Origin of the sequence: Nocardia paucivorans NBRC 100373 (assembly GCF_000308675.1) — a bacterium.
GTDB lineage: Bacteria > Actinomycetota > Actinomycetes > Mycobacteriales > Mycobacteriaceae > Nocardia > Nocardia paucivorans.
In genome coordinates this window covers 43,230-64,464 of sequence record NZ_BAGE01000043.1, presented here as the reverse complement: position 1 = coordinate 64,464, position 21,235 = coordinate 43,230, and the positions used below count along the sequence as shown (strand labels likewise).

Sequence of the window (21,235 nt, the reverse complement as noted above, 5' to 3'; positions counted from 1 at the left end):
CGCGATCGGTGTTCGAATCCCTGTCCGACCGGTTAACCGGTGCCCTCACCGACCTCCGTGGTAAGGGACGGCTGTCGCCGGCCGATATCGACAGCACCTGCCGGGAGATCCGGCTGGCCCTGCTGGAGGCCGATGTCGCGCTCCCGGTGGTGCGGGGATTCATCGCCCGGATCAAGGAGCGGGCCAAGGGCGCGGAGGTGTCCGCGGCGCTCAACCCGGCCCAGCAGGTCGTCAAGATCGTCAACGAGGAACTCGTCGGCATCCTGGGCGGCGAGACCCGCAGGCTCACCCTGGCGAAGACCCCCCCGACGGTGATCATGCTCGCCGGTCTCCAGGGCGCCGGTAAGACCACCCTGGCGGGCAAACTGGCGAAATGGCTCAAGGACCAAGGGCATCAGCCACTGCTGGTGGCCTGTGACCTGCAGCGCCCGGGTGCTGTCACCCAGCTCCAGGTGGTCGGTGAGCGGGCGGGGGTCCAGGTTTTCGCGCCGCATCCGGGCACCTCGGTCGGTGGTGGAGAGAACGCGTTGGGCGTGAGCGCCGCCGATCCGGTGGCCGTTGCCGAGGCCGGTGTGGCCGAGGCGCGCGCCAAACAGTACGACGTGGTCATCGTCGACACCGCCGGTCGGCTCGGTATCGATGCCGAACTCATGGCGCAGGCCGCGGGTATCCGCGACACGGTGAAACCCGATGAGATCCTGTTCGTCCTGGACGCGATGATCGGTCAGGACGCGGTGAACACCGCCGAGGCGTTCCGCGACGGTGTCGGTTTCACCGGCGTGGTGCTCACCAAGCTCGACGGCGATGCCCGCGGTGGTGCCGCGCTGAGCGTGCGCAATGTCACCGGCGCGCCGATCATGTTCGCCTCCACCGGTGAGAAATTGGAGGACTTCGATGTCTTCCACCCCGATCGGATGGCGAGCCGCATCCTCGGTATGGGCGATGTGCTCACCCTTATCGAGCAGGCCGAACAGGTCTACGACCAGCAGCAGGCCGAGGAGGCCGCACGCAAGATCGGCAGCGGCGAACTCACCCTCGAGGATTTCCTCGAGCAGATGTTGGCCATCCGCAAACTCGGCCCGATCGGGAATCTGCTCGGCATGTTGCCCGGCGCGGGACAGATGAAGGACGTCATCTCCCAGGTCGACGATAAACAGCTCGACCGGGTGCAGGCCATCATTCGCGGTATGACTCCGGCCGAACGCGCCAACCCCAAGATCATCAACGCCTCCCGGAGGCTGCGCATCGCCAATGGCTCCGGTGTCCAGGTCTCCGAGGTCAACCAACTGGTCGACCGATTCTTCGAGGCCCGGAAGGTGATGGCCGCGATGGGTCGGCAGATGGGTATGCCGGGTGCCAATCGGCGCACCAAGAAAGGCAAGAAGGGAAAAAAGGGGAAGGGCGGGCGCGGCCCCACACCGCCCAAGATGCGCGGCGGATTCCCCGGGTTGCCGGGAATGCCGGGGCTGCCGCCCGGTATGCCGGACCTGTCGAATATGCCCGCCGGGCTCGATCAACTTCCGCCGGGGCTCGAGGGTATCGATATCTCCAAGCTGAAGTTCCCCAACAAGTAGTCGCGGCCGGGCCCCGAGCCGATTTCCGGTGCTCGAAGCCCATCTGGCAGAATGGTCGTTCGTCCTTCCCGGACAGTGTCAGCCCGTCTCCGGTTACGTACCGCGCGGCGGTCACACACTTCAACCGCAAAACCGGGCTCGCGAACCCGTGCGAGTCGCTGAATTGCGCCGTGACCAACCTTCGAAAGGCTAATCAGCACATGGCTGTCCGCATCAAGCTCACCCGCATGGGCAAGATCCGCAACCCGCAGTACCGCGTCGTCGTCGCGGATGCCCGCACCCGTCGCGACGGCCGGGCCATCGAATCCATCGGCAAATACCACCCGAAGGAAGAGCCCTCGCTGATCGAGATCGATTCCGAGCGGGTGCAGTACTGGCTGAAGGTCGGTGCCCAGCCCACCGAGCCGGTGCAGCGGCTGCTGGAGATCACCGGTGACTGGCAGAAGTTCAAGGGTCTGCCGGGTGCCGAGGGCACGCTGAAGGTCGCTCCGCCGAAGAAGACCAAGCTGGAGCTGTTCAACGAGGCGCTGGCCGCCGCCGAGAACGAGCCGGTCGCCGAGGCCGTCACCCCCAAGAAGAAGGCCAAGAAGGAAGAGGCCGCCGGGGCCCCCGCCGAGGGTGAGACCGAGGCCGCCGAGTAATGAGCGCCGTCGTCGCCGATGCCGTCGAACACCTGGTCCGCGGTATCGTCGCCAATCCCGAGGACGTTCGGGTCGAGCTGCTCACCAGCCGCCGCGGACGCACCGTCGAGGTGCATGTCCACCCCGACGACCTGGGCAAGGTGATCGGTCGCGGTGGTCGCACCGCGAACGCGCTGCGCACCCTCGTCGCCGGTATCGGTGGTCGGGGTATTCGGGTCGACGTGGTCGACACCGACCGGTAGATGGAACTCGTCGTAGGGCGGGTCGCCAAATCGCACGGGGTGCGGGGCGAACTGGTGGTGGAGGTTCGGACCGACGAACCCGAGGAACGATTCGCCCCCGGCGCACGGCTACGCGGCCGTGCCCGGGGGTCCGGTCCGCTTCGCGAGTTCACCGTCGAGTCTGCCCGGCAACATTCGGGCCGGTTGTTGGTGCGGTTGGTCGATATCGACGACCGAACCGCCGCGGACGCTCTGCGCGGCACCCTGTTCGTGGTGGACAGCGCCGAATTACCGCCGACCTCCGACCCGGACGAGTTCTACGACCACGAACTGGAGGGGCTGGCCGTTCGGCATATCGACGGTTCGCCGGTGGGCACTGTCACCGAGGTGCTGCATTCGGCGGCCGGGGAACTGCTGTCGGTGCGCACGACCGACGGTCGGGAAGTGCTGGTGCCGTTCGTGACCGCGATTGTGCCCACCGTATCGATCGATGAGGGGCTGATCGTGATCGATCCGCCGGACGGGCTGCTGAATCCCGAATGAAACCGGTGGGTTTTGTGCGAAGTGGACGAGTATGCGAATAGACGTCGTCACCATCTTCCCGGAGTATCTGGAGCCGCTGCGTACGGCGCTACTGGGTAAGGCCATCGAGAAGGGGCTGCTCGAGCTCGCCGTGCACGATCTGCGGCACTGGACCCACGACGTGCACAAATCCGTCGACGACTCGCCCTACGGGGGCGGTCCCGGCATGATCATGAAGCCCACCGTCTGGGGGCCGGCCCTGGACGAGGTGTGCCCCGACGAGGCGCTGCTGGTGGTCCCCACCCCGGCCGGTGTGCCGTTCACCCAGGCCACCGCGCAGCGTTGGGCCACCGAACCACATCTGGTGTTCGCATGTGGCCGCTACGAAGGCATCGACCAACGGGTGTTCGACGATGCCGCGCGTCGAGTTCGGGTGGAAGAAGTCAGCATCGGTGACTATGTGCTGATCGGTGGGGAGGCCGCCGTCCTGGTGATCACCGAGGCCGTGGTCCGACTCATTCCCGGTGTCCTGGGCAATCAACTGTCCCACCAACAGGATTCGTTCTCCGACGGGCTGTTGGAAGGACCCGGTTACACCCGTCCCGCGAGCTGGCGTGGCCTCGATGTTCCGCCGGTGCTGCTGTCCGGCGACCACGCCAAGGTGGCGGCGTGGCGTCGAGAACAGGCATTGGCCCGCACTCGCCTGCGTCGTCCGGACCTGTTGCCGCCCGAGTAGTGCTCGGGCCCGGCGGCCCATCGGCGCCCGGCACGCGTACGGCGCAGCCGGTCGCCGGGGTCGTCCGCTGGTTGTCGCCGAATTCCGTTGCCGCATGTCATGGCGTCTTTATCCACCGGATGCGGTGATTTCCCGTCTGCTTCTTCCCCCGGTGCGGTGGTGGGCTCGGCCCGACCGTCGGCCGACGGCGGTAGGGTGCGTGCCGTGAGCACAGCGCCTGATATCGCGACCCCCGAGACGACGAGCGCCGAGCCGGCCGCGGCCGAATCCACCGGCGGCGTCGGCACAGTGGTGGCATTGGGTACCGTGGGGCGGCGTCTCGCCGAGGAACTGGGGGTGCGCGAGAGCCAGGTGCGCGCCGCCGTGGAACTCCTGGACGCCGGCTCCACCGTGCCGTTCATCGCCCGCTACCGCAAAGAGGTCACCGGTGGCCTCGACGACGCCCAACTGCGCACCCTCGAGGAGCGGCTGCACTATCTGCGCGAACTCGACGAACGCCGGGCCGTCATCATCGAATCCATTCGCGGGCAGGGCAAACTCGACGACGAACTGCACCGGCAGCTGATGCTGGCCGAAACCAAGGCCCGTCTCGAGGACATCTACCTGCCGTTCAAACCCAAGCGCCGCACCAAGGCGCAGATCGCGCGGGAGGCCGGTCACGAGCCCGTCGCCGATGCCCTGCTCGGCGATCCCGCCACCGATCCGGCCGGCTACACCGCAGAACAGCTCGACGGCGCCCGCGCCATCCTGGTGGAACGTTTCGCCGAGGACGCCGACCTGGTGGGTGAACTGCGGGAACTGATGTGGAACCGCGGCCGACTCACTTCCACCGTCCGGCCGGGTAAGGAGGAGTCGGGCGCGAAGTTCGCCGACTACTTCGATTTCGCCGAGCCCTTCACCACACTGCCCTCGCACCGCATCCTGGCATTGCTGCGCGGGGAGAAGGAGGAGGTGCTCACCCTGCATCTGAATCCCGACCCCGAGGACGACGAACCCGCCCCCGGCGAGGCCGGGGTGTACGAGGGTCGGATCGCGCGGCGGTTCGATATCGCCGATCGCGGCCGCGCCGCCGACCGGTGGTTGCTCGATACGGTGCGCTGGGCCTGGCGCACCAAACTGCAGGTGAGCCTTGTGATCGATATCCGGATGCGGTTGCGGCAGGCCGCCGAACGCGATGCCGTGGAGGTTTTCGCCGCCAATCTGCGTGACCTGCTGCTGGCCGCCCCGGCAGGCACCCGCACCACCATGGGACTGGACCCGGGCTACCGGACCGGGGTGAAGGTGGCCGTGGTGGACGCCACCGGCAAGGTGGTCGCCACCGAGGTCATCCATCCGCACAAACCGCAGAACCAGACCGAGAAATCGCTGGCCGTACTCGGTGCCCTCATCGCCCGGTTCGAGGTGGAGCTCATCGCCATCGGCAACGGCACCGCCTCTCGGGAGACCGATGCTCTGGTCGCCGAGTTGATCAAACGCATCCCCGGCCGTAAACCCACCAAGGTCGTGGTGTCGGAGGCGGGCGCATCGGTGTACTCGGCCTCGGCCTACGCCTCCCAGGAACTACCCGATCTCGACGTCTCGCTGCGCGGTGCCGTCTCCATTGCGCGCCGGTTGCAGGATCCGTTGGCCGAACTGGTGAAGATCGAACCGAAATCCATCGGGGTGGGCCAGTACCAGCATGATGTCTCCGAAACTCTGCTGGCCCGCTCCTTGGGCGCAGTGGTCGAGGACGCGGTGAACGCGGTCGGGGTCGATGTGAACACCGCCTCGGTGCCGCTGTTGTCCCGGGTTTCCGGTATCACTGCCTCGGTCGCCGAGAGCATCGTGGCGCACCGCGACCGCAACGGTCCGTTCCGCAGTCGGACCGCGCTGCTGGACGTGCCCCGATTGGGGCCGAAGGCCTTCGAACAGTGCGCCGGCTTCCTGCGAATCCGTGGTGGTGACGACCCTCTCGACACCTCCGCGGTCCACCCTGAGGCATATCCGGTGGTGCGGCGCATTCTCGATGCCACCGGGCGCGACATCACCGAGATCATCGGCAATACCGGCGTGTTGCGCGCATTGAAACCCACCGACTTCACCGACGAGAAGTTCGGTGTGCCCACCGTCACCGACATCATCGGCGAGTTGGAGAAACCGGGCCGCGACCCACGCCCGGAGTTCAAGACCGCCGAGTTCGCCGAAGGGGTGGAGACGGTGGCCGATCTGGTGCCCGGAATGGTGCTCGAGGGGGTGGTCACCAATGTGGCCGCCTTCGGGGCGTTCGTCGATATCGGCGTGCACCAGGATGGGCTGGTGCACGTGTCGGCCATGTCGCGGAATTTCGTGAAGGATCCGCGGGAAGTCGTCAAATCCGGTGATGTGGTCAAGGTCAAGGTGCTCGAGGTCGATACCGTGCGACAGCGCATCGGGCTGACTCTGCGCCTGGACGACGAACCCGGTGCGACGAAACCCGAGCGGGGTCGTGGTCGCAACGACCGCGGCGCCGGTGATCGGGACGGTGGAGCGCGTCGATCCGGTCAGAGCGGTCAGGGCCGTGGTCAGGGGCAGGGCGCCAAAGGCCAGGGTCGCGGACAACGACGGGACAGTGCCCCGGCCAATGGCGCCATGGCCGACGCATTGCGCCGGGCGGGTTTCGGCCGGTAGCCGATACGGCGGGAGCGGGAGCTGGTATGCGACGGTGGCTCGAGAACGATGTCCTCGCCGCGGGCCGGCTTCCGCTGCTGTGCTTTCTGCTCGGGTTCATCGTCGGGTTCCTGTTCATCCGGGTCAGTGTCCGGTTGATTCGCGCCCGGGTGCGCTGGTGGCCGGGCAATCTGCGCTCCGGTGGGGTGCACATCCACCACATGGTGTTCGGCGTGATCTTGGTGCTGCTGTCCGGTATCGGGCTGATCAGCGTCTATCCCGATGCGAGCACCGCGAGTGTGTCGGCGTTGGCGGCGGCGTTCGGCGTCGGGGCCGCGCTGGTGCTCGACGAGTTCGCACTGATCTTCTATCTGCGGGACGTGTACTGGGAAGAACAGGGCCGCACCTCCGTGGACGCGGTATTCGTCGCGCTCGCCGTCACCGGTTTGCTCCTGCTGGGGTTTCATCCGCTGTGGCTGCTGGACATCAACGACTTCCGCGACCATCCCGAACCCGAGGTGCGGGTTTTCGTCATCGGATTCGCGGTGGTCAATCTGGCTCTGGCCGGGGTCGTGATCGCCAAGGGCAAGATCTGGACCGGGCTGTTCGGCATGTTCTTCCTGCCGCTGTTGGTGGTGGGCGCACTGCGGTTGAGCCGGCCGGGCGCGCCCTGGGCGCGGTGGCGTTACGGCGATCGGCGCCGGCTCATGTACCGCGCCATGGTCCGGGAGCGCCGCTATCGGCGCCCGGTCATTCGCGCCAAGATCTTCGTACAGGATCTGATTGCCGGAAAACCCGATGTCGATCATGTCCGGCGGGCCGCGGAGGCGGAATTGCAACGCACCGTGGTCGCCGCGCCGCCCGCCCCGCATCGTCCGCACCCGTGGTCCCGAGAACATCATCCCGACCCGGAGGTCGAGGGGGAGGAACATCCCTGAGCAGCGGATCGATTTTCGACCCGCTGTGCCGGTCTGGCACAATGCAGGGGTTGCCCTGGGTGCGTTGTCGGCCCCAGCGCATCCCCCTATTCGGAGCACGAACCGGTCGAGCAGTACGCCGCCAGGTTCCTCTGTTCGCGCGAACTCCAGAAGGATGATCATGAACACCCTTGACTTCGTCGACGAGAAATCGCTGCGCAGCGACGTCCCCGACTTCCGGCCGGGCGATACCCTCAATGTGCACGTGAAGGTCATCGAGGGCTCGAAGGAACGTATCCAGGTCTTCAAGGGCGTCGTCATCCGGCGCCAGGGCGGCGGCATCCGCGAGACCTTCACCGTGCGCAAGGTGTCGTTCGGTGTGGGTGTGGAGCGCACCTTCCCGGTGCACAGCCCCAATATCGACCGCATCGAGGTCGTGACCCGCGGTGATGTGCGGCGGGCCAAGCTGTACTACCTGCGCGATCTGCGCGGTAAGGCCGCCAAGATCAAGGAAAAGCGCTGAGCTGTTCCGTATGCGCCGGATTAGCCGGCGCGGGGTTGCGGCCCTGACGGTTCTCGCATCGCACACCCGGGGCCCACGCCGTCGGCGTATACGCCTCGGGTGTGTGAATACGAGACGGGCCGCAACCCTTTTGCGCTCTCATGACCGGGGTCTTCCTTCCCGGTAGGAATTCATGGGCCGTATTCGCTTCGGTCGGTCCCGGAGGTCCCGACCAGTGAGTGTGCGTAAGGGGCTTTCCCGTCTGGCGTCGGTGATATTTCCCGTTGGATCGGTAGTGCGCCCGGACCGCGGTGGTGCGGTGTAGGGAAAGTACCGGTTCCGGTCCGTCACCGCGGTTCTTCTTCGTATGCGGTCGCTGCCGCTATGCCTTTTTCATTTCCGGGAATGCGGGAGTCGATCGCGTCGGAGGTTGCGTCTTCGGCCGGTGGGGATCACGGTGGTTCGTGGGCCGGGACAATCCGGGACGATATTGTGACCGGTCGGAATCGACGGGTCGAGGTGTCGCGTTCTTCGACCGGCCGGGTACCGCGTGCCGCACGCGATACCGGGATACTCTGTTCGGCGTGGCAGACGAGAGTTGGTCGGTATCGGTGTCCGGGTCCGACGGTGGACAGTCGCGAGGGCGTCGCGCGCGGCGGCGGCACACCGAGAAAAAGCAGCGTCCGTTCTGGCAGGAACTGCCGATTCTATTGGTGATCGCCGCGCTGATCGCGGCCGTGATGGTGACTTTTGTCGGCAGGCCCTATGTCATTCCGTCCCAGTCGATGGAACCGACCCTGCACGGGTGTGAGGGTTGTACCGGTGATCGCATCTACGTGCAGAAGTTGAGCTATTACTGGAGCGATCCGAAACCGGGAGACGTGGTCGTCTTCGTCGGTCCACCGTCCTGGAACACCCACTACCGCTCCATTCGTTCGGACAACCCCGCCATCCGCGGCGTGCAGAATTTCTTCTCGTTCTTCGGTCTCGTGCCGCCCGATGAGAACGATCTGGTCAAACGGGTTATCGCGGTCGGTGGACAAACCGTCGAATGTTGTGACGATCAGGGCCGCATCCTCGTCGACGGTGATCCGTTGGACGAGCCGTATGTCGCCGACGACTTCCCGTGGACGCCGGGTGCCCGGAACGCCGCCTACCCGGTGGGGCGGGTCTTCGGCCCCGTCACGGTTCCGCAGGGGCATCTGTGGGTGATGGGCGACAACCGTAACGAGTCCCGGGATTCCCGGGCGCATATCGGCGACGAACTCCAGGGGACGGTCCCGATCGAGAACGTCCGCGGCAAGGCCGTGTTCAAGATCTGGCCCCCGGGGCGGATCGGTCCGATTCGCTCGGAGAACCCGCAGACGGGGCAGTGAGCCACCCGAGCGGTATCGGTGGGCGGAGCCGGTCTCCGGTCGAGAGTGCGGTCAGGCCCGTGGATGGGCCCGATCGTGCACCTTCCTGAGGCGGTCGACGGAGACATGGGTGTACAGCTGGGTGGTGGCCATACTGGCGTGACCGAGCAACTCCTGAACCACGCGGAGATCGGCCCCGCCCTCCAGTAGATGGGTGGCCGCGGTATGCCGGAGACCGTGCGGTCCCATATCCGGGGCGCCGGGAACCGCGGCGACGACCTCGTGGACCACGGTTCGTGCCTGCCGCTGGTCCAGTCGTCTGCCCCGGCGGCCGAGCAGGAGCGCGCGCCCCGACTCGGCGCCGGCCAGCAGCGGTCTGCCGTAGCGCAGCCAGTTCTCCAGCGCATCATCGGCCGGGACGCCGAAGGGCGCCGAACGCTCCCTGTTGCCTTTGCCGAGAACCCGGACCACTCGGCGTTCCCGATCGATATCGTCGATATCGAGACCGCAGAGTTCGCTCACCCGAATACCCGTGGCATACAGCAGCTCGACGATCAGTCTGTCCCGCAGCGTCATCGGGTCCTGTTGTGCCGCACCGGATTCGGCTGCGGCCATGGCCTGTGCGGCCTGGTGACGACCGAGGACCGCGGGCAGCACCCGATGCGCTTTGGGTGTTCCCAGACGTGGTCCGGGATCGGTGGCCAGCCGGCCGGTGCGGGTCAGCCAGGCGGTGAACGTGCGGGCCGAGGAGGCACGTCGCGCCACGGTGGTTCGGGCCGCCCCTCGCTCGGTGTGCTCCGCCAGCCATGAGCGCAACACCCCCGTGTCGAGTTCCCCCACGGAGGCATCGGGGGTGTGGTGAACCAGATGCGCCAGGAGCGACCGGGCGTCGCCGAGATAGGCACGCACCGTATGCGCCGATCGATTGCGCCCGAGTCGCAGGTACCGTGCGTACTCGCTCAGCAGGGCTTCCAGGTCTTCGGGCAATTCCTTCACCACCCCACCGTTACCCGGTCGACGCATCCTGGCAAGCGTCCGGGGCGCATGTCCCGCCCGGGGAACGGTGCTTTCGCCGCCAGGGTCTCGTCCCGGCTCGCGGTCACATCCAGGGCGTCCATTTCCAGGGCGCCCATATCGGTCTCGCACATGCGGCCCGACGGCCCCGCTCGCCGGTGCGCACTGCCACACGGTCTCGCCGAGCCACCGACGAATGGGTCGTGCGGTCAATGCGGATGCCGGGCGAAGAAGCGGAACGAACCTCGATGGGGCCACGGTTTCCGGTGGGTGCTTCCGTCCCGTACCGGCCGGCTCCCGGTGTGGCTATCCATGGCGCTCCGGTGGTGTGGTCCCACCACCGGAGCCGGTCGTCGAACGCTCGAAGAACAATGCGGTGCGTACCGCACCGGACGGGGTGACCGTTTCGTGTGGTTCGCCCACCCGGGTGAACCCCGCTTTCTCCAGTACCCGTTGCGAGGCTTTGTTCTCCGGGACCGTCCGGGCCTGGAGTATCGACACGCCGATCGTCGCTGCCATATGCGTGCAGGCGCGCAGGGCCGACCGGGCCGCGCCGTGGCCGCGGGCCCAGGGGGCGAGCCAGAAACCGACCTCCCCGCGCCCGGCGCAGATATCGAACAGTGCGATGCTGCCGAGGAACTCGTCGGAGCGCACATCTGCGATCGCGAGAACGGCGAGCGTTCCCGAGGCCAATCCGGTCGCGATCACCCCATCGATCTGCTCCCGCACGATCCGAGGGGTGTACTCCGAGAGCGGCAGGTGACCGAAACGGCGTACCGCGGCGTCCGCGCTGCCCGCGGCGAACGCCTCGGCATCCCGGTGTTCGAGCCGACGCACCCGAATATCACCCTCGACGCGCGGCAACACCTCCACAATGTTCACTGCTCGGTTCCTTTCTCGATTTCGGGCGCGTTCAGGACTGTGCCGACCGTCGGTCCGGTTTTCGGGGCCGCGACGGTTCGAGCGGCTTCCGGTTTTCACCTTCCACGCGATACCAGCCCGCGGTGCCCACGGCCACCAGGCCCGCCAGTTCGAGCTCGGAAAGCGCCGCGCGGACGGTGGCGAGCGGCAGACCGGTCGGCGCGCAGAGTTCGTGTGGTTGTCGACCGCCGAGCGTCGGTAATGCCGCGTGGACCAGCGCCGCATCCCCTGTCGACCGATCGGTGTCCGAAGTCGGCGTGGCGGAGAACGGCAGGTGTAGTGGTGCAGTTTCGGCGAGGACATCCATGGCATCGGCGACCAGGAGGGCCTCACCGTCCCGGATCATCCGGTGACAGCCGACCGAGGCCGCCGAATGAACCGGACCGGGCACGGCGAGGGTCGGCCGCCCGAGTCGGCGGGCCCATTTCACCGTATTGCGAGCCCCGCTGCGCAACCCGGCCTCCACCACCAGCACCCCATCGGCCAGAGCGGCGACCAGGCGGTTGCGTGCCAGGAAATGGTGTTTGCGTGCGGTGACGCCGGGTGGATACTCGCTGATCACCAAACCGGATGCGGCTATCTCGGCGATGAGTCGATCGTGCTGGGCGGGATACGGGCGGTCGACCCCGCAGGCGAGGACCGCGAGGGTCGTACCGCCCACCGCCAATGCGGCGCGATGCGCCATCCCATCGATACCGAATGCCGCCCCCGACACGATGGTCCAGCCGCGGGCCGCCAGATCACCCGCGATCTCGCCGGTGACCCGATCTCCGTAACCGGTGCTGCACCGGGCTCCCACCACGGCCAGCGCCCGTTCGGTCAGCTCCGACAGCGAACCGGGCCCACGCGCCCACAGCGCCAGCGGAACCGCGCCCTCGGCGTCCTGCCGCGGATCGAGACGGGACAGGCCCAATATCCGCCAGGCCGGCCATTCGGGATCGTCCGGTGTGATCAGGCGGCCACCCAGCGCTGCTATGCGCTCGAGGTCCTGTTCGGCGAGATCGACCCCGCGTCGTCGCGCGGTCGGTCTGCGCAGCGCCTCCGGCAGGGCGCGTTCTCGCACCGCGCGTGCTGCCTCGACCACCCCGACCGAATCGATCAACGCCGATAGTGGGGGACAGGGACCGAGCACCACCCGGGACAGATACGCCCAGGCGAGTCGCCGTTCATCGGTGGCGGTTTCCACGACGGACGATTCGTGTGCTGCGGGACTCATTGCACACCTCGCTGCCGGAAATTCAACGCCAGCATCACGTCCTGCGCGGTGGGCACTTCACCCCCACGCAGATCGCATATGGTCCAGGCGACGCGAAGGGCGCGATCGGCTCCGCGTGCGGACAACCGCCCCAGCCGCAGCGCCGCCTCCACCGGCGCGAGCGCATCCCGGGGTAGCGGGAAGCGACGGCGTAGCAAGTGGCCGGGCACCTCGGCATTGGTGCGCCATCCGTACTCCCGCCACCGTGTGGCGGCTGCCTCGCGGGCCGCGGTGACGCGCCGGCGCACCGTTTCGCTGCTCTCGGACTCCTCGGCGGCCAGGCCTACATTCGTGTTGGCGTGCAGCTGCACCCAGATATCGATGCGATCCATCAGCGGACCGGAGAGCTTGCCCAGATAGCGTCGGCGGGCCAGCGGCGCGCAGATACAGTCCACATCGCGAGCCGGGGCGCAAGGACACGGATTGGCGGCGAGGACGAGCTGAAAACGTGCCGGGTATCGGGCGACGCCGTCCCGGCGGGCGATCCGGACCTCGCCCTCTTCCAACGGGGTGCGCATGGCCTCCAATACGTTCGTCCCGATTTCGGCGCATTCGTCGAGGAACAGCACCCCGCGATGGGCGCGGCTGACCGCCCCCGGACGCGCCGATCCGGAACCGCCACCCACCATGGCGCTCACCGATGTCGAATGATGCGGTGCGACGAACGGCGGCAGGGTGATCAGCGGCTGTTCCCCGGAAAGGGTGCCCGCGACGGAGTGAATGGCGGTGACCTCCAACGCCTCGGCGTCCGTCAACGGTGGCAACAGCCCGGGAAGCCGTTGCGCCAACATGGTTTTCCCGACCCCGGGTGGCCCGGTGAACAAGAGGTGGTGGCCGCCCGCGGCCGCGACCTCCAGCGCCCAACGGGCCTCGTGCTGGCCGACCACTTCGCTCAGGTCACCGCCGGTGCGGGATCGGGTCATCGGGGCTTCCTCGGGTTCGGCGAGGGGACCCTCGCCGCGCAGCCAGTTCAGGACCTCGGCCAGATTCGCCGCGCCGAGGACCCGGATATCGGTGACCAGACCCGCCTCCGGTAGCGCCGATTCCGGCACGACAACCGTGCCGCACCCCGCCTTTCTCGCGGCCAGAACCGCGGGCAGGATCCCTCGAACCCGCCGCAGCCGGCCGTCCAGAGCGAGTTCCCCCAACAGCGCGGTGCCGTCGAGTCGCGTGGACGGTACCGCGTCGGCCGCATTCAATACCGCGATGGCGAGCGCAAGATCGTAAACGCTGCCCATCTTCGGCAGCGTCGCCGGGCCGAGGGCCAGGATCACCCGGCCGTCCGGCCATCTCTCACCCGAATTCGTCACGGCCGCACGGACCCGATCCCGTGATTCCTGCAGTGAGGTGTCGGGTAGCCCCACCAGATGCACCGAGGGAAGCCCCTGCCCGATATCGGCCTCGATCTCCACCAGTTGACCGTCGATTCCGCTCACCGCGATGGAACAGACGCGACCGAGCGCCATCAGAACACCCCCCGCAGATGTTCGATCACCGGTTCCCGATGCCTGGAGAGCAGTACCGAGACCACATCGAACCGAATGCGCTGCCGCGGCCCATCCTGCTCGGTGAGCCACAGCAGCGCCAGCCTGCGAATACGTTGTTGTTTGGCGAAGGTGACCGATTCGGCCGGGACACCGAACCCGAGCCCGGTTCTGGTCTTCACCTCGACGAAAGCGGTAACTCCCGCATCCCGCACCACCAGATCCAGTTCACCGTATCGGCACCGCCAGTTGCGGCAGACGATCTCCATGCCGGCAGATCGCAGGTACCGCGCCGCCAATTCCTCCCCGTGCGCTCCGAGCGCCATATTGTGTGCCACCCGATCAGCGTGCGGCGGCGTCGTGCGTTAGGTGGGACTGCGACCTGGGCAAACAGAAAACCTGTGGATAACCGAGCCTGTGGAGGGTATCCGGAATCCGCTCCACACGCGGGCGGTCCCGGCGGCGCCACACGCCATCCGGGACGGACCTGCGACTACTCCGGTAGCCGCAGGTCCGGCTTCTCCAGCTCCTCGATATTGACGTCCTTGAAGGTGATCACCCGGACGTGTTTGACGAACCGGGCCGGCCGATACATATCCCAGACCCAGGCATCGCTCATCCGCACCTCGAAGTACACCTCACCGTCCGCGTTCTGCGGTCGCAGTTCCACGGAATTGGCGAGGTAGAAGCGACGCTCGGTCTCCACCACGTACGAGAACTGACCGACGATGTCCTTGTACTCCCGGTACAGCGAGAGCTCCATCTCGGTTTCGTACTTCTCGAGGTCCTCGGCACTCATCGGGTGGAACGTCCTCCTTCTCGCCGCACTGCGTTGTACTGACCATCATTGCTCATGCGGGGTCGATTCGGCATGTGCGGGCACCTCGCGTGGTTACGCGGCGCCGTCTCCTTCGGGCACCGGCCGCCCGCGCCGTGGCGGTTCGACAGGTGCGAGTGGGCTACGTGCTCGGGCCGCGCCGCCTCCTTCGAGCGCCGACCACCCTGTGGTGCGGCCCGGTACCACGATCTGCCACCGCTCATTCGACCACGACGCGGTGCGGGCAGAGTGATCGGGCGATCTTCGCGGCTCGGATTCACGCCCCGCGGTCGCTTCGCGAATCCGCGTATATCGGCATTGCCGACGTATTGTCGTCGCGCTCCGATACCGACAGTTCCCGCACGTTCCGCCAGGAACGGCGGTGTTCGGCGCTGGGCCCCAATCGGCGCAGGGCCTCGGTGTGTTCGGGGGTGTTGTAGCCCTTGTGCGCGGCGAAGCCGTAGCCGGGCAGACGACGATCCAACTCGATCATCATGCGGTCGCGGGTGACCTTGGCCAGGATGCTGGCTGCGGCGATACAGGCGGCGGTGGCGTCCCCGCCGATCACCGGCAGTGACGGCACCGGCAGCCCCGGCACTCGGAAACCGTCGATGAGCACGTATCCGGGGGTGTGGTCGAGACCGGCCACCGCCCGGCGCATGCCCTGGATATTGGCGACATGGATACCGATCGCATCGATCTCGTGGGCGGGAACCACCACCACCTGCCAGGCCAGGGCCAGCCGGGTGATCACCGGGTAGAGCTCCTCCCGGGCCGCTTCGGTGAGTTTCTTGGAATCGTCGAGGCCGGCCAGCGCCCCGTGTGCCCGGGGACCGAGTACGCACGCCGCCACCACCAGAGGACCGGCGCAGGGACCACGTCCGGCCTCGTCCACCCCGGCGACCGGGCCGAGTCCGCTCCGGATCAGCGCTGCCTCGAGGGTGCGCAGCCCGGCGGCCTTGCGCATCACCACCCGCGGGGGCCAGGTTCGCGTCGCCCTGGTGCGCCGGTCGGGACGGTCGCCGTGCGGCGTTCGTACGCCTCGATGTCGATCGGTGTACCCCACGTCGCGATTATTGCGTGGGGCGGTGGGTCGTGCCGTGGGTGCGGTACTCACCCCGCCTACCGCGACGGTCGCCACCCGATGCCGATCGGGCCGATTCCTCCGCCGACCCCACCGGTTTCAGTCGTACCCCGCCGGGTCGCAGCAGCCCCAACGGGTCCAGATATTCCGGCCTGCCCCGACGTGCCCCATCCCGGCGGAGCCCCCAGTGCAGACAGGCCGCGGCGGCACATCCGTCGTGTCCGGCGCGCAGCGCACCGATCCGGGCGCCGCGCATCACCCGTCGCCCGACCGGCACCTCCGCCTCCACCGGCTCATAGGTGGTCCGCAGACCGCCCCCGTGCTCGATCGATACGACCGGCCTGCCCGCGACCGCTCCGGCGTACACGACGATTCCGGCTCCCGCGGCCAGCACGGGTTGACCCGGAACGCCGGCCAGATCGACCCCTCGATGGCCCGGTGACCAGTCGTATTCGGGTTTGTCGAACCGCTTCTCCACCGTAGGGCGTGGGCGCAGGGGCCAGTCGAACCGTCCGTCCGACTCCGCTGTGCCCGGCCCGGCCGCCACGGTCAGGGCGAGCGTTGTCAGGGCGAGCGTTGTCAGGGTGAGCGCTGTCAGGGTGAGCACCGCGAGCCGGGGCGTGGCCCGGCGCTCACCCATGTTCGCCCGGTGCGGGCGATGCGGAGACCGATCGGCGGTGCCGATCCGGGGTACGGATCGCCATGAGACGTCCCGGCGTCCGATTCGAGAAGAAAAGGCAGGTCATGGCTGTCAGTCTGCGTCCACCCGACCTCCCGGACGTGGGCCGCGCGGCGAATGTGGAGAACACGCGGGTTGTGGACAACCACCGTCTCCGCGACCCGCTCGACACCATCGATTATCGATATGCGCCGCTCACGCCGTAAACTGGTCGGGCGGTTCGCGCCACGCGAACCGACTTCGCGCACCACCCGTGCTTGTTCATCACGGCGCCGGACGGGCCGCGCTCCCTATGGAGCGGTTCGACCCCGGGCGCATTCCGGACAGGGAATCATCGGCTGGTCCCGCTCCGCACGGATCGGGTCCGATGGTTCGGTGGTGCCAGGGCAGCAGACCGCCGGTCCGCTGCGACAACCGGCAACGAAAGAGAGATACGAGAGCCATGGCTGTCGTAACCATGAAGCAGCTGCTCGACAGCGGCGCGCACTTCGGACACCAGACCCGTCGCTGGAACCCGAAGATGAAGCGGTTCATCTTCACCGACCGCAACGGCATCTACATCATCGATCTGCAGCAGACGCTGACCTACATCGACAAGGCCTACGAGTTCGTCAAGGAAACCGTGGCCCACGGCGGTACCGTGCTGTTCGTCGGTACCAAGAAGCAGGCCCAGGAGTCGATCGCGGCCGAGGCCACCCGGGTCGGTATGCCGTATGTCAACCAGCGCTGGCTGGGCGGCATGCTCACCAACTTCTCCACCGTGCACAAGCGGCTGCAGCGCCTCAAGGAGCTCGAGGCCATGGAGCAGACCGGTGGTTTCGAGGGACGCACCAAGAAGGAAATTCTCATGCTCACGCGTGAGAAGAACAAGCTGGAACGCACCCTCGGCGGTATCCGGGACATGCAGAAGGTGCCCTCGGCCATCTGGGTCGTCGACACCAACAAGGAGCACATCGCCGTTGGTGAGGCTCGTAAGCTGAACATCCCGGTCATCGCGATCCTGGACACCAACTGCGACCCCGACCTGGTCGACTACCCGATCCCGGGCAACGACGACGCGATCCGCTCCGCCGCGCTGCTCACCAAGGTCGTCGCCTCGGCGGTGGCCGAGGGCGTGCAGGCCCGCGCGGGCCGCTCCGGCGGCGACGAGAAGCCGGAAGCCGGTGCGGCCGAGCCGCTGCCGGAATGGGAGCAGGAGCTGCTGGCGCAGGCCACGCCGGGCGGCGAGGCTCCGGCGGCCGATGCGCCGCAGGCCGAGTCCCCGGCCGAGGCCTGAGCCGTAGCCCTGTTGTCGGGGCGGCGTTCACCGTTGTCCACGAGGTGAACGCCGCGGATCGAACGTCTCGCGGCGGTGGTCGCGGCTCGACGAGCACCGACCACCGCCGACCGGTACCCGAACTTTCTCGAAGGAGGCTCGCCACCGATGGCGAACTACACCGCCGCTGATGTGAAGCGGCTGCGGGAGCTCACCGGCTCCGGAATGATGGACTGCAAGAACGCGCTGGCCGAGACCGACGGCGATTTCGACAAGGCCGTCGAGCTGCTGCGCATCAAGGGCGCCAAGGACGTCGGCAAGCGGGCCGAGCGCACCACCGCCGAGGGTCTGGTCATCGCCAAGGACGGCGTGATGATCGAGATCAACTCCGAGACCGACTTCGTCGCCAAGAATGCCGAGTTCCAGGCACTGGCCGACAAGATCGTCACCGCTGCCGCCGCTGCCAAGCCGGCCGATGTCGACGCCCTCAAGGCCGTTCAGGTGGATGGGCAGACCGCCGAGGAGGCGCTGCAGGCGTTGGCGGCCAAGATCGGCGAGAAGCTGGAACTGCGCCGTGTGGTGTCGCTGGACGGCCCGGTCGCCACCTACCTGCACAAGCGCGCCTCCGACCTGCCGCCCGCCGTGGGTGTACTGGTGGAGTACACCGGTGAGGGCGAGGCCGCCGCCGAGGCCGCCCGGGGCGCCGCCATGCAGATCGCCGCGCTCAAGCCCAAGTACGTCACTCGCGACGAGGTCCCCGCCGATATCGTCGAGAACGAGCGGCGTATCGCCGAGCAGACCGCGCGTGAGGAGGGCAAGCCCGAGGCCGCGCTGCCGAAGATCGCCGAGGGCCGCCTCAACGGCTTCTTCAAGGACGTCGTCCTGCTGGAGCAGCCGTCGGTGACCGACAACAAGAAGACCGTCAAGGCCCTGCTGGACGCGGCCGGGGTGACCGTCACCCGCTTCGCCCGGTTCGAGGTCGGACAGCCCTGATCCGTGTACCGAGGCCCTCGCCGTGATATCGCGGCGAGGGCCTCGGCGCATGTTCTGCCCTCGAAAACGGCGCGAGAAAGGTCGATTCGGGGGCCTTCTGCCGCCCGTCGAGGCGGGTAGGGCAGGATAGAGGCGCTGGTATCAGTCGCTTTGCCGAGCCCGTGCTCACCATGTTCGTACAGACACAGACCGTGCCGATCGCCGAAGGAGGCGCCCACCGATGACCCGCCCGGGGACCGACCGACCAGGATATCGCCGGGTATTGCTCAAACTCGGTGGTGAGATGTTCGGCGGCGGAAAGGTGGGGCTGGACCCCGACGTCGTACAGACGGTGGCCGAGCAGATCGCCGAGGTCGTCGCGACCGGGGTGCAGGTGGCCGTGGTGATCGGCGGTGGGAACTTCTTCCGCGGCGCCGAACTCGAGGAACGCGGGCTCGAGCGGGCACGTTCGGATTACATGGGGATGCTCGGAACCGTGATGAACAGTCTCGCGCTCCAGGACTTCCTGCAGAAACAGGGTGTGGACACCCGGGTGCAGACCGCCATCACCATGGGCCAGGTGGCCGAGCCGTATCTGCCGCTGCGCGCCAAACGGCATCTGGAGAAGGGCCGGGTGGTCATCTTCGGAGCCGGTATGGGCATGCCCTACTTCTCCACCGATACAACCGCCGCGCAGCGCGCCCTGGAGATCGGCGCCGAGGTGGTTCTGATGGCCAAGGCCGTCGACGGGGTGTTCAGCGCCGACCCGCGCGTGGTGCCGGATGCCACCATGTTCGAGGAGATCACCCACAAAGAGGTGATCGAGCGGGACCTGAAGGTCGCCGATGCGACGGCTTTCAGCCTGTGTATGGACAATCAGATGCCGATTCTGGTGTTCAATTTGTTGACCAAGGGCAATATCGCTCGAGCGGTTGCCGGTGAGAAGATCGGCACATTGGTTCGTTCCTGACGCCGCGGGTCCGCGGATCATGACGATGACGACGCTGTGGAGGAAACGGTCGTGATTGAAGAAGCGCTCTTCGACGCCGAGGAGAAGATGGAGAAAGCCGTCTCGGTGGCGAAGGACGATCTCGGCACCATCCGCACGGGGCGCGCGAACCCGGGCATGTTCGCCAGGGTCGTCGTCGACTACTACGGGGCGCCGACCCCGATTACCCAGATGTCGAGTATCACCGTGCCGGAACCACGGATGGTGGTGGTGAAGCCGTACGAGCAGTCGCAGCTGTCCGCCATCGAAACCGCGATCCGTAATTCCGACCTCGGTGTCAATCCCACCAACAACGGCGATATTCTCCGTATCACGGTCCCGCAGCTCACCGAGGAGCGGCGCCGTGAGCTGGCCAAGCAGGCCAGGCAGAAGGGCGAGGACGCCAAGGTCGCCATCCGCAATGTGCGGCGCAAGGCCATGGACGAACTATCCCGAATTCAGAAGGACGGCGAGGCCGGCGAGGACGAGGTCGGGCGCGCCGAAAAAGAACTGGACAAGACCACGGCGAAGTATGTCGGTCAGGTCGACGAGCTGGTCAAGCACAAGGAAGCCGAACTGCTCGAGGTCTGATGCCGGCAGCGGCGTCGACGGGCCCGGGCGGTAGCCGGGTCGACCGGGCACAGCGGGGTGAACGCCGCCGGTCGGACACGGTCCGAGGGCCTACCGGGCGGGACGAACGGAACGACGAGTTGAGCGACGGGACAATCGTGGCCGAGAATACCGCCGCGGCCGGTGCTGGTCGGGCGCCGGCCGACGGCATATCCGAACCGGTGCCGGCGCACCCCGGCGATGTGGTGGCGGCCGCGCCATCCGGTTCCCGGGCCGGACGCAATCTACCCGCGGCATTGGCCGTCGGGCTCGGACTCGGGGCTTCGCTTATCGCGATCCTGCTGTTCGTGCCCGAGGTCTTCATCGGGGTGGTGTCGGTGGCGGTCGCCGTGGCGACCTGGGAGGTCGGCAAACGGCTGCGCGAGGCCGATGTATTGGTGCCACGGATTCCGCTGATCCTCGGCGGTCAGGCCATGATCTGGTTGGGCTGGCCGTTCGGCGCGGGCGGGGTGGCGGGTGCCTTCGCGGCCACCGTACTGGTCTGTATGGTGTGGCGGTTGTTCGATCACGGATTGCGTACCGCGCCTCGGAATTTCCTGCGGGACACCGGGATCGCCGTATTCGCCCTGGCCTGGATTCCATTCCTGGCCTCGTTCGCGATACTGCTGTTGTTGGCGCCGAGCGGCAATCTGCGAGTGCTGACCTTCATGATTCTGGTGGTCTGCTCCGATGTGGGCGGGTATGTCGCCGGAGTATTGTTCGGCAAGCATCCGATGGTGCCGGCGATCAGCCCGAAGAAGTCGTGGGAGGGGCTTTGCGGGTCGCTGGTTTTCGCCGTTATCGGCGGCCTGCTCACCGTCACCCTGCTGTTGGACGCCAATTCGATGATCGGTGTGCTGCTCGGTGTCGGCCTGGTGTTGGTCGCCACGTGCGGGGACCTGATCGAGTCGCAGATCAAGCGCGATCTGGGCATCAAGGATATGGGCACCCTGCTGCCCGGACACGGTGGCATCATGGATCGGCTCGATTCGATGTTGCCATCGGCCTTCGTGTCCTGGCTGGTGTTGAGCACCCTGCTCTGAGGTCCGGGCTCCGGGTCGCCG

General features: G+C 67.2%; 24 protein-coding genes. 15 read left to right on the top strand and 9 right to left on the bottom strand.

Annotated features, from left to right (window positions below; all coding sequences use genetic code 11):
- Window positions 1-8 precede the first annotated feature (8 nt).
- From ffh to lepB, 9 genes are all read left to right on the top strand, one after another.
- On the top strand, window positions 9-1,574 hold the full coding sequence (ffh, locus tag ON32_RS14375) for a signal recognition particle protein (RefSeq protein ID WP_040791415.1): 1,566 nt from the start codon (window positions 9-11) through the stop codon (window positions 1,572-1,574).
- 200 nt (window positions 1,575-1,774) lie between these two features.
- Window positions 1,775-2,215, top strand: a complete 441-nt coding sequence (gene rpsP / locus ON32_RS14370) for a 30S ribosomal protein S16 (RefSeq protein WP_040791414.1) — start codon at window positions 1,775-1,777, stop codon at window positions 2,213-2,215.
- A complete protein-coding gene (locus ON32_RS14365; protein ID WP_040791413.1) occupies window positions 2,215-2,457 on the top strand; it encodes an RNA-binding protein in 243 nt (80 codons plus the stop codon). The genes rpsP and ON32_RS14365 overlap by 1 nt, the downstream gene beginning before the upstream one ends.
- A complete protein-coding gene (gene rimM / locus ON32_RS14360; RefSeq protein ID WP_040791412.1) occupies window positions 2,458-2,979 on the top strand; it encodes a ribosome maturation factor RimM in 522 nt (173 codons plus the stop codon).
- 31 nt (window positions 2,980-3,010) lie between these two features.
- The gene (gene trmD / locus ON32_RS14355) at window positions 3,011-3,694 is read left to right on the top strand and encodes a tRNA (guanosine(37)-N1)-methyltransferase TrmD (RefSeq protein WP_040791411.1); all 684 of its coding nucleotides are present in this window, start codon (window positions 3,011-3,013) and stop codon (window positions 3,692-3,694) included.
- 99 nt (window positions 3,695-3,793) lie between these two features.
- A complete protein-coding gene (locus tag ON32_RS14350) occupies window positions 3,794-6,340 on the top strand; it encodes a Tex family protein (protein ID WP_373284303.1) in 2,547 nt (848 codons plus the stop codon).
- A gap of 26 nt (window positions 6,341-6,366) precedes the next feature.
- The gene (locus ON32_RS14345) at window positions 6,367-7,257 is read left to right on the top strand and encodes a hypothetical protein (protein ID WP_040791410.1); all 891 of its coding nucleotides are present in this window, start codon (window positions 6,367-6,369) and stop codon (window positions 7,255-7,257) included.
- A 160-nt stretch (window positions 7,258-7,417) separates the two neighbouring features.
- Window positions 7,418-7,759: a 50S ribosomal protein L19 gene (gene rplS, locus ON32_RS14340; protein ID WP_040791439.1), complete on the top strand. Its 342-nt coding sequence runs from the start codon at window positions 7,418-7,420 to the stop codon at window positions 7,757-7,759.
- A gap of 563 nt (window positions 7,760-8,322) precedes the next feature.
- Window positions 8,323-9,114 carry a signal peptidase I gene (lepB, locus tag ON32_RS14335; protein ID WP_040791438.1) on the top strand — a complete coding sequence of 264 codons (792 nt, stop codon included), beginning with the start codon at window positions 8,323-8,325 and terminating at the stop codon, window positions 9,112-9,114.
- Between the two features lie 51 nt (window positions 9,115-9,165).
- Here lepB and ON32_RS14330 read toward each other — a convergent pair whose 3' ends face one another.
- The 9 genes from ON32_RS14330 to ON32_RS14295 all read right to left on the bottom strand — a co-directional run bounded on the left by ON32_RS14330 (window position 9,166) and on the right by ON32_RS14295 (window position 16,308).
- On the bottom strand, window positions 9,166-10,116 hold the full coding sequence (locus ON32_RS14330) for a tyrosine recombinase XerC (protein ID WP_083874519.1): 951 nt from the start codon (window positions 10,114-10,116) through the stop codon (window positions 9,166-9,168).
- The gene (locus ON32_RS28860) at window positions 10,086-10,241 is read right to left on the bottom strand and encodes a hypothetical protein (protein WP_157224194.1); all 156 of its coding nucleotides are present in this window, start codon (window positions 10,239-10,241) and stop codon (window positions 10,086-10,088) included. Before ON32_RS28860 ends, ON32_RS14330 begins: the two co-directional genes overlap by 31 nt.
- A gap of 172 nt (window positions 10,242-10,413) precedes the next feature.
- Window positions 10,414-10,989 carry a GNAT family N-acetyltransferase gene (locus ON32_RS14325; RefSeq protein WP_051133243.1) on the bottom strand — a complete coding sequence of 192 codons (576 nt, stop codon included), beginning with the start codon at window positions 10,987-10,989 and terminating at the stop codon, window positions 10,414-10,416.
- 31 nt (window positions 10,990-11,020) lie between these two features.
- A complete protein-coding gene (dprA, locus tag ON32_RS14320) occupies window positions 11,021-12,244 on the bottom strand; it encodes a DNA-processing protein DprA (RefSeq protein WP_083874518.1) in 1,224 nt (407 codons plus the stop codon).
- Window positions 12,241-13,749, bottom strand: coding sequence for a YifB family Mg chelatase-like AAA ATPase (locus ON32_RS14315; RefSeq protein ID WP_040791409.1), 1,509 nt, complete (start codon window positions 13,747-13,749; stop codon window positions 12,241-12,243). Before ON32_RS14315 ends, dprA begins: the two co-directional genes overlap by 4 nt.
- The gene (locus ON32_RS14310; protein ID WP_040791408.1) at window positions 13,749-14,105 is read right to left on the bottom strand and encodes a YraN family protein; all 357 of its coding nucleotides are present in this window, start codon (window positions 14,103-14,105) and stop codon (window positions 13,749-13,751) included. Before ON32_RS14310 ends, ON32_RS14315 begins: the two co-directional genes overlap by 1 nt.
- A 155-nt stretch (window positions 14,106-14,260) precedes the next feature.
- Entirely contained in the window at window positions 14,261-14,566 is a 306-nt protein-coding gene (locus tag ON32_RS14305; protein WP_011210678.1) for a DUF2469 domain-containing protein, read from the bottom strand.
- Between the two features lie 295 nt (window positions 14,567-14,861).
- Complete coding sequence (locus ON32_RS14300) at window positions 14,862-15,650, bottom strand: ribonuclease HII (protein ID WP_281032233.1); 789 nt, start codon at window positions 15,648-15,650, stop codon at window positions 14,862-14,864.
- A gap of 7 nt (window positions 15,651-15,657) precedes the next feature.
- Complete coding sequence (locus ON32_RS14295; RefSeq protein WP_083874517.1) at window positions 15,658-16,308, bottom strand: M23 family metallopeptidase; 651 nt, start codon at window positions 16,306-16,308, stop codon at window positions 15,658-15,660.
- Window positions 16,309-16,412: 104 nt separating this feature from the next.
- On the opposite strand from ON32_RS14295, the gene ON32_RS14290 reads away from it, so the two are divergent.
- The 6 genes from ON32_RS14290 (at window position 16,413) to ON32_RS14265 (ending at window position 21,214) form a co-directional block, all read left to right on the top strand.
- Window positions 16,413-16,553, top strand: coding sequence for a hypothetical protein (locus ON32_RS14290; protein WP_157224193.1), 141 nt, complete (start codon window positions 16,413-16,415; stop codon window positions 16,551-16,553).
- 236 nt (window positions 16,554-16,789) lie between these two features.
- On the top strand, window positions 16,790-17,623 hold the full coding sequence (gene rpsB, locus ON32_RS14285) for a 30S ribosomal protein S2 (protein WP_040791406.1): 834 nt from the start codon (window positions 16,790-16,792) through the stop codon (window positions 17,621-17,623).
- 147 nt (window positions 17,624-17,770) lie between these two features.
- Entirely contained in the window at window positions 17,771-18,595 is an 825-nt protein-coding gene (gene tsf / locus ON32_RS14280; protein ID WP_040791432.1) for a translation elongation factor Ts, read from the top strand.
- A 220-nt stretch (window positions 18,596-18,815) separates the two neighbouring features.
- A complete protein-coding gene (pyrH, locus tag ON32_RS14275) occupies window positions 18,816-19,544 on the top strand; it encodes a UMP kinase (RefSeq protein WP_040791405.1) in 729 nt (242 codons plus the stop codon).
- 51 nt (window positions 19,545-19,595) lie between these two features.
- Entirely contained in the window at window positions 19,596-20,153 is a 558-nt protein-coding gene (gene frr / locus ON32_RS14270; protein WP_040791431.1) for a ribosome recycling factor, read from the top strand.
- A gap of 119 nt (window positions 20,154-20,272) precedes the next feature.
- The gene (locus tag ON32_RS14265; protein ID WP_174361633.1) at window positions 20,273-21,214 is read left to right on the top strand and encodes a phosphatidate cytidylyltransferase; all 942 of its coding nucleotides are present in this window, start codon (window positions 20,273-20,275) and stop codon (window positions 21,212-21,214) included.
- The last annotated feature ends 21 nt before the right edge of the window (window positions 21,215-21,235 follow it).